The organism is Flavobacterium bizetiae (assembly GCF_902804475.1).
Lineage (GTDB): Bacteria > Bacteroidota > Bacteroidia > Flavobacteriales > Flavobacteriaceae > Flavobacterium > Flavobacterium bizetiae.
The window spans coordinates 1-17,487 of the sequence record NZ_CADCSU010000025.1 but is presented as its reverse complement, the minus strand read 5'-3'; the positions used below and the strand labels follow the sequence as shown (position 1 = coordinate 17,487).

8 protein-coding genes are annotated in these 17,487 nt (G+C 37.7%); all 8 read right to left on the bottom strand.

Going from position 1 to position 17,487, the window contains the following annotated elements; translation table 11 throughout:
• Window positions 1–17: 17 nt before the first annotated feature.
• Entirely contained in the window at window positions 18–1,961 is a 1,944-nt protein-coding gene (locus FLACOL7796_RS01270; RefSeq protein WP_173969010.1) for a glycoside hydrolase family 97 protein, read from the bottom strand.
• Window positions 1,962–2,021: 60 nt separating this feature from the next.
• Window positions 2,022–4,616 (bottom strand): xylan 1,4-beta-xylosidase, encoded by a 2,595-nt coding sequence (gene xyl3A / locus FLACOL7796_RS01265; RefSeq protein WP_173969008.1) that lies wholly within the window; start codon window positions 4,614–4,616, stop codon window positions 2,022–2,024.
• A 44-nt stretch (window positions 4,617–4,660) separates the two neighbouring features.
• Window positions 4,661–6,217: a glycoside hydrolase family 43 protein gene (locus tag FLACOL7796_RS01260; RefSeq protein ID WP_173969007.1), complete on the bottom strand. Its 1,557-nt coding sequence runs from the start codon at window positions 6,215–6,217 to the stop codon at window positions 4,661–4,663.
• 61 nt (window positions 6,218–6,278) lie between these two features.
• Entirely contained in the window at window positions 6,279–8,939 is a 2,661-nt protein-coding gene (locus FLACOL7796_RS01255; RefSeq protein WP_232067264.1) for an alpha/beta hydrolase-fold protein, read from the bottom strand.
• Between the two features lie 96 nt (window positions 8,940–9,035).
• A complete protein-coding gene (locus FLACOL7796_RS01250) occupies window positions 9,036–10,277 on the bottom strand; it encodes an SGNH/GDSL hydrolase family protein (RefSeq protein WP_173969002.1) in 1,242 nt (413 codons plus the stop codon).
• Window positions 10,278–10,331: 54 nt separating this feature from the next.
• Window positions 10,332–12,047, bottom strand: coding sequence for a glycoside hydrolase family 43 protein (locus tag FLACOL7796_RS01245; RefSeq protein ID WP_173969000.1), 1,716 nt, complete (start codon window positions 12,045–12,047; stop codon window positions 10,332–10,334).
• A 148-nt stretch (window positions 12,048–12,195) separates the two neighbouring features.
• Complete coding sequence (locus FLACOL7796_RS01240; protein WP_173968998.1) at window positions 12,196–14,136, bottom strand: RagB/SusD family nutrient uptake outer membrane protein; 1,941 nt, start codon at window positions 14,134–14,136, stop codon at window positions 12,196–12,198.
• An 11-nt stretch (window positions 14,137–14,147) separates the two neighbouring features.
• On the bottom strand, window positions 14,148–17,240 hold the full coding sequence (locus tag FLACOL7796_RS01235; protein ID WP_173968997.1) for a SusC/RagA family TonB-linked outer membrane protein: 3,093 nt from the start codon (window positions 17,238–17,240) through the stop codon (window positions 14,148–14,150).
• Window positions 17,241–17,487 lie beyond the last annotated feature (247 nt).

Genomic DNA, 17,487 nt, shown 5'->3' with positions numbered 1-17,487 from the left:
CAATTCGCATATTGAGTTTAATTGATCAGTAAGATTCCTCCATTGGAAGGAATTTTTATTTCGACTTCCTGATTGCTTTTATATTTGATCGTTTTTACTTTTCCGTTTAATTTTTCATCATCAAAATAACAGGTTAATGACGCGCCGGAAACCAGCATTGGGAGTCTGAGTTTAAGATTCAAAGTTTCTTTTTGAGCGTTTACGCCTGCGATATACCATTTCGTTCCTTTTCTGCGGGCCAAGACGGCATATTTACCCGGATATCCTTCTAAAAATCGAACCTCATCCCAGGTGGTTGGAACTTCTTTCATGAAATTTATAGCCCATACCGGAGCATCTGTCAGATTGTTTGGTGCCAATGCAAAATGCTGTACGCCGCTTTGAAAAAGTACGGCCGTAGCTAAGGCAAATACATCCGAAGTAATTCGTTTTGAACCTTTATTGGGAGTGTTTTCGCTATTGTAAAATTTGTTTAGCGCGCTTCCGCCAAAATCCATGCTTCCTACTGTATTTCGAATAAAAGTATGCGTTGCAGCATTTGTGGCTTCATTATCGCAGCTCCCTTGTCCGAAATGCAGGTTTTCACTCGCCAGAACTGCTTCGCTTGAAGCAAAATTAGGATACATACGCTCCCAGCCTCTTGGCAAAGTACAACCGTGAAAAATAACCATCAATCCAAAATCATTAGCGTCTTTCAGGATGTCTTCATATAACTTCATGGTCATTTGTTTGTCTCCTCCAAAGAAATCTACTTTAATCCCTTTTACATCAATACTTTTTAGCCAGGCCATTTCATGACGGCGAACAATACTATTATCCATCATGCCTCTTGGCCCTTGTGGCGCATCGTTCCAATATCCGTTTGAGTTGTACCACAAATACAAACCAACACCTTTTTGGGCGCCATAACGGGCGAGTTCGGCGATTTTATCTTTCCCGATCTGAGTGTCCCAAAGCGCATCAACCAAAATGGTTTCATATCCCATTGCAGCACTAAAATCGATATATTGTTTTTGTACCGGAAAGGTCGTATTGTCATCCATTTTCATGATCCAGCTCCACGAACCTTTGGTATATTGGTATTGTTTTGATGCTTCATACTTTGGTTTAACCAAATCAAACGGAATCGTAGTCTCTACAATTGGTGCCAGAGTTTCGCCAACGGTAATAGTTCTCCAGGGCGTTTCTCCCATAAGCGGTATACCGGGAGCAGTGGTTCCGTTTGCGTTATTTTCTCCCGCCATAGGATAACCAATACTGTACAATCCCTTTTCGTGTCCTATTAATCTGCTGGCACAATAACGGCTATCTACACCTGTTTCTGATATTAAAACCCAGCCATTGTTCTTTACTTTAAACAAACAAGGAAATGTATAGCCTTCGCCAATTCCGTTTTTGCCCATAGGCGCATCTAATGTATAAGATGTTTCATAACTCGGGGCAGTTCTGGCAAATCCTGTCATTGGTTTGCTTTGCGGACAGAGAAATGTAGTGGTGCCTTCCGGCAAAAGAAAACCTGAAACCTCTTCCTGTACCACGCAGGAACGACTTTCTTTTTGCGGATACACTTTATATTGGAAAGCAACATTGTTATCACTTACCCTGAATATGATATCGATAGCTGCTTTATTTTCTTTAGTGAAAGAAAAAATGGCTTGGTTTGCCTGATAATGTACATTGCTGTTTTTGATATTGACAAGCTGGTATTTTTCGTCAATTTTATTTTGAACGGGATCGGATTTTAAAACCAATGCTGTTGTAAAATCCTCCACATTGGTTTTTAAACCTAGCGGCGATTTTTCTAAAAACGTTTTTTCGTTATAGGAAAGACTGTAAAAAGGCTGCCCATTGGTAACAAAAAGAGTCACCTTTAGTTTTCCGTCGGGACTTTTTACAACTGATTGTGCCTTTAGGTTTAAAAAACTAAACAGACATAAACATAAAACATATTTAAAACTCATAATTCACTGTATATTAATTACTTTTTTATTGGTAAATAAATTTAAGGTACATTCTTTTGTTTACTGAACAACCACTTTAGCCATTTTTAAATCCTTAGCATCAGAACTCTTGCCATAATACACTTCGTAGTCTCCCGAAGCGATATTCATTGCTCTGGTTTTAGCATCATAAAATTCAAACGAAGAAGGCGGTAAATTGATCGTAACATTTTGTTTTTCGCCTGCTTTTAATGCTATTCGTTTAAACGCTTTTAATGTTTTTAACGGTCCGTCTGTGTCATTTAATTTTCGAACATAGACCTGAACAATCTCTGTTCCCTCGCGTTTGCTGGTGTTTTTTATTGAAAATTTCAACTGAGTATCTTCATTTGATTTGATCTTATTCTTAGTGATATTTCCTGCTAAAATATCGAATTTAGAATAACTTAAACCAAATCCAAAGGGAAACAAAACATCTGTGGTATAACGATATGTGCGTCCTTTAAGGGAATAATCTTCAAAATCGCCTAATTTATCTGAGTTTTTATAAAATGAAATGGGCAGTTTTCCGGCAGGATTATAATCCCCAAAAAGAACATCGGCGACAGCCTGACCACCTGATTCTCCAGGATACCAGGCTTGCAAAATAGCATCGCAGCTCTCTGTTTCAGGCGTTAGGGCTATTGCAGATCCTGAGCAGTTTACAAAAATTACTTTTTTTCCTGCTGCTTTAAGTTCTTTTAAACATTTTCTCTGTACGGCAGGAAGTTCAATATTGGTTCTGTCGCCACCTTTGAAACCGGGATAAGAAACGGGCATTTCTTCGCCTTCAAGTAAAGTTGAAAGTCCGCCGGCAAAAATTACGGTGTCAATGCCTTTTAATTTCTCGATTAAGGCTTTGAAATCGATGTCAAATTCTTTTCCGAAATCAAATTCAAGATTTGCCTGCCAATTGTTTGATTGGGCAAAAAGAATTTCGATTTGATATTTTTTTCCTGCCTGAACTGCAAAGGGAATCTTGCCGGGAACGGTACGCCAGTTGGTATATTTTGCGATCGATTTACCATCGACTAATAATTCGAAAGTGCCGGTTGCTCCGGTTTTAAATACAAGTGTGTCGTTTTCTTTTGCTGTAAATTCTGTTTCGTATTTGGCTGAAAATCCTTCGAGTTTAACTCCCGAAGCAAATTCATGCTGACCTGCTGTGGTCATTTTTATAGGGTTTGAAATTTGCTGCCAAACAATACTTTTTCCTTCTCTGTCGGGATTGTTCCAATACGTGGCTTTCATTCCTTTTTTTCCTTCAAATGAAAATTGATCAAAATTAGTGTCCGTTACTTTGTCTTCGACAAGATCACAAGATTTATCATACAGGACTTTATTTTGGGTAAGTTTTGCTTCAATTCCTTTTTTAATGGTAATGGTTTTGTTTGGTGTTCCGTTATAATTTCCCCATAACATCGGTTCATTATCTGCGTTTGGGCCTATAACTGCAACTTTATTTATGGTTTTATTTAATGGAAGAATATTGTTTTTATTTTGCAAAAGTGTCATAGACTTTTGCGCCATTTCTAATGCCAATTGTTGATGTTCTTTACTGTTAAGCACAGTTGCCGGAATTTGAGCCCAGGGTACAATCGAGTCGTCATCCATTTCGCCCAAATCAAAACGTCCGATTAAAACGCGAAGCAGACTTTTATTGATTTCTTCTTCTTTTATTAAATCTTTCTCAACGGCTTCGGGTAATTTTTTAAAGGGATATTTGTCCCAGACACATTCAACATCGGTTCCTGCCAATACGGCTTTTGATGCTGCATGTACCTCATCTGATGAGACTTTATGTGTGGTATAAAAATCGGTAACGGCGCCGCAATCTGACACTACCAGATATTGAAATCCCCACTCATGGCGAAGAATGCGCTGTAATAATCGGGTATTGCTACAGCACGGTTCGTCGTCTAAACGCTGGTAGGCACACATTACCTGACGCACATCGGCCTGCTGCACCAATGCTTTAAATGCGGGAAGATAGGTTTCGTGTAATTCACGCGGATTTACATTATTTAAATTGAGTTCGTGTCTGCTCCATTCAGGGCCGGAGTGCACGGCAAAATGTTTGGCGCAGGCCAAAAGCTTTCGGTATTTTGCATCGGCGGGTCCCTGAAGTCCTTTTACAACCGAAACTCCCATTCTTGAGGTAAGATAAGGATCTTCGCCATAGGTTTCCTGTCCGCGTCCCCAGCGTGGATCTCTAAAAATATTTACGTTGGGTGTCCAGACTGAAAGACTTAAAAAACGTTTGTTTTCATTGCCGTTTTGTATCCATTGATTGTATTTTGCACGACCTTCATCTGAAACCGCATCAAAGACACGAAAAACCAACTGATCATCAAAAGAAGCCGCCATACCAATGGGTTCAGGAAAAACGGTAACATTATCATTATTGGCATAACCGTGCAAAGCTTCGCTCCACCAATTGAACTTTTTGATTCCCAATCTGGGTATTGCATCACTTTGATCGCACATTAAGGCTGCTTTTTCTTCCAGGGTCAATCGGGAAATTAAATCTTCGGCGCGCTTTTTAGAACTAAGCGACGGATCTTTATAAGGATATTGCTGTGCATTTAAATTGAAAAAAAATAGTAAACTTAAAAGATACAGATAATTATTTTTCATGTTTTTTTTCTTTTGAATGAAAGATTTTACGCTTTGTTAATCGTTTAATTTTTATCCTCAAGGCGGAAATAATCAAAATCGACATAACCTCCTAAATCTTTTTCGGCATAATTAAAAAGCCCAAATCTATAGCCCATAAAATGAGGAAGTGTATAGGGCAGTTTTATTTCATCTCCGATACCGATCCATTCTTTTCCGCTCAGACTATAGTAAAATCGGCCTAAATCGGCTTTGTCTTTAAAATTGCACGTTGCTTTAAAATAAATTTTATTTCCGGTGAAGGGAATGCTTTGAATTTCTTTTGAATTGCCGTTTACCGTTTCAATCATGACAATTCTTTTAGATCCGTTTTCGACTTTTATACCTACCAGACCAAAATCTTTTTGCAGTAAAGAAAGTCCCGCAAAATCGCCTTCTTTCATTTTAGAAATTTCCAGCAGAGTCGTTGCCGAACTTTCAGGGCCAAAGGTTCTTTGAGTGAGTGTGTTTTTGGCCTGGGTAAAAGTGTTTGTGATCGAGGCGGTCTTTAATCTTAAATAACCTTTTCTTTCTTTAACAGACCAAAATGAATTGTCCGGATTATGATTCCATTGCCAGACTAAAGGCAAATCCAGGTCTGATTTTTTTCTGTCAAAATCATCAGAGTTTACAATTCCGGGTATTAATCCTTTACTTTGGGGTAAATCCAAATATTGAGGTACTTTATTATTTTGGCCCAAAACAGGCCAGCCGTCTTCCCATTTAACCGGAACAAAATACGGAATTCGCCCTACGCCACCATAATCGCGAAAGAGGTAGGAAAACCATTTTCCCTCAGGAGTATCAATTAATCCTCCTTGCGCTACTCCTAAATCCTGAAGAGCAATTTTTCCTTCCCAGGGACCCGTAATTTTATCGGCTCTGTGAATAAGCACAGTGCGCATTCCGCCTTTTGGCCAGAGAATATTAAAGAGGTAATATTTGCCTTTTATTTTATACAACTGAGAGCCTTCTGCGCCAAGCATAATGTCATTTCCTGCCGGAATATTGGCATTTTCGATTAAAACCTGATCTAATCCGTTTTCTTTTACTCCTGATAAATCAGGCTTTAATTCTTTGATAAAAAGTTTACCGTTTCCATACACCATATAAACCTTGCCATCATCATCAAACAAGATGCTGTGATCGTGATAGGCGGGACTAAAACTCATTTCTTTCCACGGGCCTTTCTCAATATCTTTTGTGGTATATACATAGGTTTTTCCGGTAGTTTGGGCAAAAGTGGTTACATAAAAAGTATTGTTATGATATCTAATATTACTTGCCCAGGAGCCCCGACCGTAATTGTTTTTTCCATTATCCAGATTCAGTTCGTCTGAATTGCCCAGAGTATTAGAGGCATAGCTTATTATTCTCCAATTGATCAAATCTTTTGATTTCATGACTGGAACTCCCGGACTCATGTGCATCGTGGTACTGCTCATATAATAATCATTCCCCACTCTAATGATGGACAAATCAGGAACGTCGGCAAAAATTACAGGATTTTGCGCTTTTTTATCCTGAGCATTAGATCCGGTAAGGATTAGAAAAATCGCTAATAGGTTATATAGTATTTTCATGGTTTTTATTTTTTGATTTCATTCAGGGCATTTATTAAAATCTTCTAAATAAAAATATGTTTTAATTGAATAGCAGTGGGGCAAACTCAAATAAATCATGTCGCCATACAGGCCAGGTGTGTCCGCCTGGATATTGGCTGTATTTATATTTGATGCCCATCTGATCGAATTTCTTGATCATTATTTTACAATTCTCGTAAGCTATGTCTTCTTTACCTCCCATTGAGATCCAAAATTGTTTTATATTTGAATTTATAGCCGCTGTATTGTTTTTCATAAACTCATAATATGGATCTGATAAAGCGGGATTATTGGCCCACCAGCCTGAACTGAATACTCCAATACCAGAAAACATATCCGAGTTTTTAATTCCTGCGTAAAGTGTCTGTAATCCTCCCATCGACAAACCTGCTAAAGCTCTGTTTTTAGCCTCTTTTGCTACTTTAAAATTACTTTCTACAAAAGGTATTGCTGCTGTTTTTAATTCGTTTTCAAATGCTTTGAGCGCATTTTCATTGAACCTTGCATTTCCTGACATATTTCCGTCAAGCATAACAATGAGCATTGGCTTTGCCTTATTTTCGGCTATCAAATTGTCGAGAATTAAATTGGCCTTACCTTGAGATGCCCATCCCCTCTGATCTTCTCCTCCTCCGTGCAATAAATATAAAACGGGGTATTTTTCGGTGCTATTTTCATACCCGGGTGGTGTGTAGACATACATTTCACGCCACGAATTGGTTACTTTTGAAAAGTATTGTTTGATCCGTACTTCTCCATGAGGAACATTTTTTAGGGCATAAAAATCTCCTTCTTTATTAGGGATTTCAATACCGCTGGCCATACGTCCCATACCATAAAATGACTGACTTGCCGGATCGGCTACAGCCACACCGTCAATAAGTAAGGAGTAATAATTAAATCCCGGATTTATAACATCAGTTGTTACGGTCCAAAATCCTTCTGAATTTCTAACCATATCGTATTTTTTTCCTAAATCGATTTGCAATCCTGAAGCCTGAGGCGCTTTGATTTTGAAAATTACTTTGTTATCGGGTAGTATTTGAGGATAGTCGGCATTACGGATATTGGTTTGGGCTGGAGTGCCTAAAATAGTATAGGCTGCAAATTTTGACTGCTCGACTGGTTTAAATAAAAATTGTGAGAACATGTACAAACCATTTTTCCAAACTTTAAAATCATGCACGCCAGGTTCTATGTAATAAATATGAGGTACATTATTTTTGAATAAATAATTGTGTGTTCGGGCGCTGTTCTCGATAAGCCAGTCTTTATCGCCACATGAAATCCAGAGCAGTTTGAGTTTCTTTTTTGCTTCTTCAGGATTTGGAAGTAATTCTTCCGGGGCTTTCGTATTTGGCGCTGCGGAAAATGCTCCAACCCAGGCAAATTGATCTAAATTCCCTAATCCGAAATTCAATGATTGTCCGCCTCCCATAGATAATCCGGCAATTGCGCGATGTTCCCTGTCTTTTATAACGGGATATTTTTTTTGAATAAACGGAATTAAATCTTTTAAAAGATCCTGTTCAAAAACACTGAAAGCCTGCACTTTATCGGCAGCCATTATATTTCCCGAAGCGCTGTCGTCTTTCATTGCCCTTCCATTTGGCATGACAACAATCATGGATTCGATTTTTCCCTCGGCGTAAAGATTCTCTAAGATAATCTGCGGATTTCCTTCCTTTAGCCATTCTTTCTCATCACCGCCAATTCCGTGTAAAAGGTATAAAACGGGATATTTTTTCTTTTTATTGAATCCGGCAGGAGTGTAAACAGTAGCTTTTCTAACCGAACCTACTGTCTTTGATTCGTAAGTTATAGTTTCAATTTTTCCCGCTTTTATATTGGGGTTAACGACATCAAATCCAAGGGGCGCCTGAACGATAAAAGGTTCTTTGCTATTAGATAAAGCGTAACCTGATAACAATAACATTTTCTCGGCATAACGTCGGCCTAATTCTCTGTAACCATCAGCGTTGAAATGCAGAAAATCCGGTTCAGCTTTACAGCCTTTTGAGGAAATAACATAAGAATTGAAAATTACCTCAGGCAATGTTGCAATTATTTTATTCATGCTGCCGCATTTACCCTTCTGATCTTCGTTTACGGTTTCTCCGGAAAGTAACGGTACTTTTTTAGGATCGAGATTCAGGTCTTTTATTAAATTATCATATACTATTTTTACTTTTTGTGGCCAAAGCGTATCGCCTGTATTCGATTCTCCCTGATGCAATAAAATGCCTTTTATGACTCCTTTTTTCTGGGCAATTTTGGCCATTTCTACCAATCTTCCGTATGGATTTCCATCGTATTGTTTTACGATATTTTTTAACCAATCCGGAGAATCTGCTACATAACTTTCGCATTTATTTTTATCAAAAAGCTCGATTTTACAACCTCCAACAGCCACATTGAGAATCCCTACTTTTACTTTCTCGGGAAGATTTGCAACCATCGTTCTTCCAAAGGAGTCCATTGGAGTGAGTCCGGTGGTACATCTGCACAAAGGTGGTATTGCGGTATACCATTTTCCCATTTCACGTCCCAGTTCGGGGCAATTTACTGCAGCTAAAACCTGAAAACGAGGATTAACATCGGTTTTATCCTGTGGTTCTATTTTAGCATAACCTTCCATATTGGATTGTCCTAAACTCAAATAAATATGAAAATCGGAATCCTGAGAATATCCTTTCTGCATTGTTAAAAAAAGAATTGTCACTATTGAAAACCTGATTATTGATTTCATTTTATACTTTAATTAAAATTTGTACTTAAAAATTAGTTCTGGAAACAGTTATTTAAATAAACCCAAATCAATAACTTCTCCCATTCTTTGATAGCCTTTTTCATTTGGATGTAAAAAATCGCCATCGTGCATGTCTGACAAAATTGTTTTAGAACCAATGTCCGAAGCCATTTCTTTATCAAAATCAATTACAGCATCAAAGTTGCCTTTGGTACGAATCCATTGATTGACAATATCTCTTGCCTGTTGTTTAAATGGGGCGTCATAAAAAGATTTTTCGAATGGTAAAATGGTGGCTCCAAATACTTTTATTCCTTTTGCATGGGCTTTATCAATCATTATTTTATAAGCATCAATAATTTCTTTTGCTGTAATTGGGGCATCTTCTTCTTTTCGAATGCCTCCAATGTCATTTATTCCTTCGAGAATAATAAGCCATTTGGTTCCTTTTTGAGAAAGTACATCTCTGTCGAAACGCTTTAAAGCGGTTGGGCCTAAACCTCCTTTTACGACACAATTTCCTCCAATTCCTAAGTTTAAAACTCCTATATGTGCTGTGTTTTTATTGGCGTTTAATCGTGCTGCTAAAATATCTGTCCATCGATTTTGCTTGTTTGTTCCTGATCCTCGCCCGTCAATGATTGAATTTCCTAAACAAACTACATTACTCTGCTTTTTTCCGGCAACAATATCAATTCCCATAATAGAATACCAATGATCTGTTTTTACTGCTGCTGAAAAAGATTCGTTTTGCATCTGATCTCCTTCTAAAATATAAGACGTTGTACGAGAACCGGGATGTCCTGATACTGTTGAGGAAACTTCTCCGTAATGAATGGTAATGGCCAAAAGCTGTCCGGGTTTTAATTCAAAATCTACAACATCTGAAAAAACCTCTTCATTGGGTGCCAAAATTATTTGTGGTTTTCCTTTAAAACTTAGTGTTTTCTGCGTTTTTGCATCGACCGTTGGAGCCTCAATAACCTTTGCAATACTTACCGATTTTAAAACTGTAGGCTGATGGCTAAACAAATTAGAAAATTGAAGTCTGACTTTTCTACCGCCCAATGATACTTTAATAATCTGACGAAGTGTATTTTGCGCCAATCCGGGTGCAGGAGCCATATTATGGGGTTCTACAAGCATTTGAGCGGTTGCCCAGGTGCCTGTAAAATTTTGAACTTCTTTTTTATCTGCTGTTTTAACGGATGGTTTATTAGTAGTGCATCCCATTAAAAGCAGCAGATTTAAAAGTACTAGCCATTTAAGAGACTTTATTTTTACATTCATTTTATTATAGATTAAAAGTTCAGTTTCGAATTAAGAAAATCCTTTTTCTCTTAATTATGGATGAGCATCATTTGCAGCAGTAGCATATAAACCTACCAGTGCTCCTGTAAAACCTCCGGCGGCATTTGTAGAAAGTATATCTCCTGAAACAGTTTCTCCTAAGGTTTGAAAATCAACGCCATTGGCAGCATAATTAAATTCATAATTGTCTCCCGCGGCTTTTACCTGTAGGCGTAATGAATTTGTTATTTTGATGTTAGAACTTGCTATAATTTTTGACTGTCCTTTTTCTGTTCTTTCAAGTACAATAAAAGTATCGTTTCCTTTTTTTGTGATACCAAACACATAATTAAAACGCTCATTCTGAAGGCAAACAATTCCTGCCAAATCTTTTTCTGACTGTGGTTTGAAATCTACTGTTGCGGTAAAAGAAAATGTATTGTGCTGCTGTCTGTAAAAAAGTGTCGAAGTTGGCTTGACTTCTTTTATGTTTACTTCAAATGGTGTGATTTCTAAGCCTTTTTTACTTAATGTACTGAAGTTTTCGCGAGGTCCTCTCAGACCAATCCATCTGTAGTCTAATTTTTTAGAGGTGAAATTTTCACTAAAAGTGAAATTGCCGTTAGGAAAAAAACCGTCTTTTCCTGTTTTATTGGTAACTCCGGCGGGCATTTTTAATTTTGGCTGCATCGGGACTAATCCGTTTTCGAAAACAGGAAATTCACCCGACCAGTCTACAGGCAATATAAAAGTTTCTCTACCAATATTTACCCGGTCTTTCTCATTTGGACGAATGCCTAGAAAGACTCCATAATATTTATTATCAGGACCTTGAATTAGATCTGCGTGACCCGCCCAATCTACTTTGTTGGCTCTGTCTTTTGGGAAATAACGCTGGGTAAGAATAGGATTGTTTGATGATGGTTTAAATGGTCCTTTTGGATTATCACTGCTAAAAATAACTTCGCTGTGATTGCCTCCAGTTCCGCCTTCGGCGCACATTAAATAATATTTTCCATTTTTTTTATATAAATGCGGCGCTTCAATCCAAATCGGTTTTTTAGAAAGATCTACGCCTCCATCTACAATGATTTTATCTGTACCGGGAATTACTTTGTCTGTACTAAGATCGTATTCCCAAATTTTAATTACACGATGTCCTTCGTACAATTCTTTTCCTTTATCAGGCGCATCATTATGAATGATGTAACCTTTGCCGTTTTCATCAAAAAAGATAGAAGGATCAATGCCGCCAAAATCTAATTTTATTGGACTTCCCCAACCTTTCATTGGATCTTTTGTTTTTACGATAATGTTTCCAAGACCGCCGGAGAATGCCGTAACAATCATATAAAAAGTATCATTATGCGGATTGTACGTAATTCCGGGCGCATATACACCGGCACTAATACCTGTATCATGCGGATTAAATTCCGATACATTATTTAAAACTCCTCCTAAATCTGTCCAGTTCACCAGATCTTTGGAGTGAAAAATAGGCACGCCGGGAAACATCGCAAATGAGGAACACACCATATAATAATCGTCGCCTTTTTTTGTAATGGCAGGATCAGGATAACATCCCTGCAAAATTGGTGTATAAAACTCATCTGGTTTTAAGGGATTGTTTTTATAAATCTGATCATCTCCGTTGTAAATGACATTTGAAAAAACTGCTGTGTTTTTAGATTGCTTTTTTCTCTGAGCAGTACTTGTGTAACAACACAAAAGTGCTACTGCCAGTAAAAAAACTATATTTCTTTTCATCATTTTTTATACTATTTACTTATTTGAAAAAAATATTAAAAAGCCGAGAGAAATGCCCCCCGGCTTCTAGCTAACAAACTCAAACCATTATAAAGTAACTGTAAAATCAACTCTTATAAGTATGTTCTCAATTTGCTAAAAAAGTTAAAAATTAATAACCCGGATTTTGATAGGCCGCTTTTTCACTTGCACTCATTTCCATACCATCTAACTGACCTTGCGGAATTGGTCGCAGGTAATGATGCGCATCAATAATTCTGGTTACAACCTCTGGTGTATGCTGTCCGTAATTAGATCCTCCTATTGAATATTTTCCGGCAATTTCATTCCATTTTTGTGTTCTCACTAAATCATACCAACGATATCCTTCTCCGAAAAATTCACGTGAACGTTCTGCCAGGATATAATTAATATCAATTATTGCAGGAGTAGCAGCTGTCATCGCTGCGCTGTTATCTGCAATTTTTGCTACATTTCCATTATTATCCCAACGCCATTTTCCTGCTCTGGCTCTGATTACATTTACAAGTGTTCTTGCGCTTAGAGATCCCGTTGCGCCTTTTACAGCTGCTTCTGCGGCTACCAGATACAATTCAGAGAATTTTGCTACAGGAAATGGTCTTGTGCTTGCTGCATTTGGCTGTCCTAATCCCCCTGCATTATCAGTACGATATGGACCTAACTTCCAAAAGCCCGGATATACAATTCGGCTTATTCCGTTAGGAGAAATTACATAATCTGCTCTTCCCGGAAGTACTCCTGCTCCTACACCGCTGTCTCCTTGTCCTGAAGGATAAGTAATTGGTGTTGCTGGTTCATCATTTAAAAATGTCAATACTGCATCACCAGGTTTGATCGTTAATCCGTTTGCGTTGGTAAGTGTTGCTACGGTTGTAAGTCCTGTTCCCTGCAAATTCCAGTTACCGCGATAAACTGCTGCAAAGGTTCCGTCGTATCTTGAATCATTTGTTTTGTCTGCAAAAGTTTTGGTGAATACTTCAATTGGAGGTACCATTCTTGTCCACGGACGTCCTAAAAATTGATTGGCTTCACGTTGTACTGAAGAAACTGCGGCTGCTCCATTTTTACTTCTCAAAGCAGTATAATTCCAAGTGACCATCCATCCGGCAAAGTTATCCGGTGCACCACCGCTTCCGTAAGTTAAACTTCCTCCGTTATAATATTCACTTGACTCGGTATGATCTGCATAAAGCATTACTTCTTTATTTCTATCGCTTGCCCCTGCATTTACATCATAAAAAGAATCTAACAGGCCATAAGCTCCCGGATTATTTATTCCTTCAACTGCTAAATTATAGGCTTCCTGAAAATACCACTGCGCATTGTGCCCGTCAGGATCTGTTCGTGGAGCTTCTGGATAAGTTGCAATATTATTAGGATTTTCTAACCACCATGCATAGGTTAAATACGCTTTTGCCAATATTAAACGGGCTAATGTTTTGGTTGCTGTTCCTGTTAATCGTGGCGCAGTTGGCAATTCGCTCACCGCGGCTTTCAAGTCCGGAAAAACAGCTTTTGTATACACTTCTGGAACGGTATTACGCTTAGAAGATCTCGAAGGTTTACTGTTGAATTTCAATTCTCCGGCTCCTAAATCTAAAGGCACTCCTCCAAAAGTTTGTACCAATAAGAAATAATCGAAAGCTCTGAAAAATTTAGACTCGGCAATAAGACTGCTTGATACTCCTACCTCAGCTCCGTTTTCAATTATACCGCTGGCCGTATTGATATCATTGTATGAATTGTTCCATAAAACATCTGAACGGCTTGAGTTTGGATTAATTACACCAACTCCTGATAAATCATGATCTTTAAAATTTCCATCTGCACTTTGAGCGTAAGTCGCCTCATCTGTACCGGTTTGAGTGGCATTATAAAAGTAGGCTTGTCCGTAAATATAACGAAGGTGGGCGTAATGAGATGTTAATCCTTGTATTACTCCTTGTTCTGTTTTAAAATAACCCGGTTCATAAAAATCATGCGGTTTTTCTTCTAAGATATCCGTACAGCTGGAAAAGGAAAGTAAAACTGCTGAACCTATTATTAAATTTCTAAAAATATATCGTTTCATAGTTTCTTTGATTAAAATGTTAAGTTAAGTCCAAATAAAAAGTTTCGGGTGCTGGGCGTGTTAGTACCAATAACCAAAAATCTTCTTTGGTAGGAGGCTACTGCCTGATTTTCATCTCCGAATGAATTTGTTTCCGGATCCATCCCAGATGCTTTATGATAAGGCGAGAAGAATACAAATGGATTTTGCGCCGTAACATAAAGTCTTAGTTTATCTATACCTAAATCTTTAACAAAACGCTTATCTATTGAATATCCAAGTGTAAGGGCTCTGATCTTTAAGTAAGAAGCATCAAAGTACCCCATTGTCGAAATGTATTTTGGGTTGTCTCCACTTCTAATACCTCTTGGGTTTGGGAATTCAGCATCTCTGTTGTCCGGTGTCCAGTAATCGACATCAACGTTACTTCTTCTACCGTTCATTAAGTTAAGGTAACTCGCACCGCCATACAGCGTGCTTATTAAAACACCTCCGCTTTTGAAAGCTCCAACTAATGAAAAATCAAATCCTTTATAGGTTAAGTTTGTATTGAAACCTCCCTGAAAATCAGGATCTGTTTCTATAATTTGTCTGTCGCTTGCATTTATGGCTCTTGTTGGTGTTCCGTCTGCATTATAATCTCCTGTATATTTTACTTTAATTGATCCCACAACGGTTCCTTGTTGGTTAATACCCGTTGGTCCAGGTTCTAAAATTGACATATAAGGATCGCCTTCCTGCCAGATTCCAACTTTTTCATAATCATAGATTGAATTAATATTACGCCCTACAAACCAAGAGTTTGATTCGTCTCTTTCAGCTCCTGAAGCAAGAGAAACCAATTTGTTTTTATTGGCATAAAGGTTAAATCCAACCGTCCAGCTTAATCCGTCAGGATTGTCAAGAATTACTCCGTTTAAAGATATTTCATATCCTTTGTTTTCTGTTGCTCCTACGTTAGCCACATATCCGCTTACTCCGGATGTTGCAGGCAAACCAACTCTTTGTAAAAGATCTTTTGTTTGTGTATTGTAATATTCCACAGTACCTGTCAAACGATTATTAAACAAGCCAAAATCTAAAGCATAATTCCAAGTGGTAGAAAACTCCCATCCTAAATTCGGGTTTGGTAATTCTGTTACATATACCCCTGTAGAATTAGTGCTTCCAAAATTGTAAGGTCTTGTGCTTAAAGCTCCCAAAGTGGCATAAGGTGCAACTGCCTGATTAGACGTTTCTCCGTAACCTACGCGTAGTTTTACCAGATTAACCGTTTCTTTTATGCCTTTCATAAATGACTCGTTTGAAACGTTCCAACCTGCAGAAACCGCTGGATAGGTTACCCATTTATTTCCGTCGGATAATCTTGAAGATCCGTCAGATCGTATAGTTCCTGAAATGAAATATTTATTGTCATAGGAATACATTAATCTGGCCATATAAGAACGAAGTCCCCATTGTGTATAATCCTGATTTGCCGGATTAATAACAGCTTCTTCTTCACTTTGTCCTAAATTATAAAACTGAAATGCATCCGAGGTAATTCCGTTTCTTGAAACCTGAGAGCTGTTTCCTGTATATTGTTCGTTTGAATAAAGTCCAACAAAGTTTATAGTATGTTTCTCTGCAAATGTTCTGTCGTAAGTTAAAAGATTTTCGATAAGCCATTGTGTTGACAAAGCATTACTTATTGATGCATTGGATAAAGTAGCCGGATTTACATCAAAAACTCCTTGTCCTTCGTAATATCCGTTATTTGAGGTACGTAAATTAAGTCCGGTGTTAAGACGGTATTTTAAACCTTTTACTCCCGGAATTTTTAATTCGGCAAAAACGTTATTATAAGAACTAAAAGCTCTGTTTTGATTTACATAAGCATCGCCTAAACTGTTAATCGATTTTCTGTTGTACACCCACTGATCATCAGCTGCCATACTTACTATTCTCTTTAAAGATCCGTCAGCATTATACGGATTAGCTAATGGTGAAGTTCCCAGAATAGTTCCTGTACCAATGTTGTCTCCGTTTGTAACTGCGTAATTACTATTGGTTGTAAAACCAATGCGAAACGCTTGTCCAATTTGCTGATCTAAACCTCCTCTAAGGCTAAAACGCTCATACTTTTGCCCCGGAAGAACCGATTCTTCTTTGTAATATCCCAATCCTGCATTATAGGAAGCTTTCTCAGTTCCCCCCGCAACACTAACATCATGACTGATCATTTCACCCGCTCCGTAAAGCGAATCCTGCCAGTCTATATTAGTGGTTCTTTTTTCATCTACTCCATCTACATATAATCCTGCATAATCACGAAGAGCTGCAAACTTAGCCCCATTCATCATTGGGTATCTGCCAAAAACTTGTTTGATACCGCTAAAGCCATTATAGCTAAAAGTAGCAGCTTGATTTTTTCGTCCTTTATTAGTGGTGATCATAATTACCCCATTTGCTCCTCGCGAACCATAAATAGCCGTTGCAGAGGCATCTTTTAAGATATCAACAGATTTTATATCCACCGGATTAATATCTCCTATCGAACCGGCAAACGGTACTCCGTCTAGTACAATCAAAGGATCATTACTTCCTGTAAGAGATCTGGTTCCTCTTATACGAATTTGCATAGCAGCACCCGGTTTTGATGATGTTTGCGTTAATTCTACTCCCGGAAGTCTGCCTTGCAAAGCCTGTGTTACGTTTGCAGCAGGAACTTCATTTAATTCTTTACCTCCTATAGAAGCTACTGATCCTGTTACAGACTCTTTCATTTGAGTACCATAACCAATAACAACAACTTCTTTTAATGTACTCAAATCTTCTTCAAGGGTAACATTCAGCGTCTTTTGTCCGTTTACAGCAACTTCTTTGCTTTTCAAACCTATGAAACTAAAAACAAGAATACCGTTTGCAGGAACACTAATAGAATAATTACCATCAAAACTGGTGCTTACTCCATTTTTTGTACCTTTTAAATTTACATTCGCCCCAGGAATTGGCCCATTTGCATCTGAGACCATACCTGTAACTGTTGTCTGCGCATTCACATGATAGGAAAACGCAAACATTAACATCAAAAAACAAAAGCATTTGAAACGCTTTTGCTTACTTGTAACAAAAAAGTTAGTCATAAAAATTGATTTAAATTAAGTTAGAACTTTGGTTTAGTTAATAAGTGTATTTCAAACAAATATATAGAAAAACAAATAATACACAATCGGTTGTGTTGATTTTTATTGATAATTACAAAAAAAATAGCTTTAAAAAAAATGTAAAAGTTAGTTTTATAATTAAAAAATTGAATTTTTATCAAAAAACTATTTCAGAAGAGATTGATTGTTATTAATTATAAAATGAATTTTTACAAAAGTTAACAAA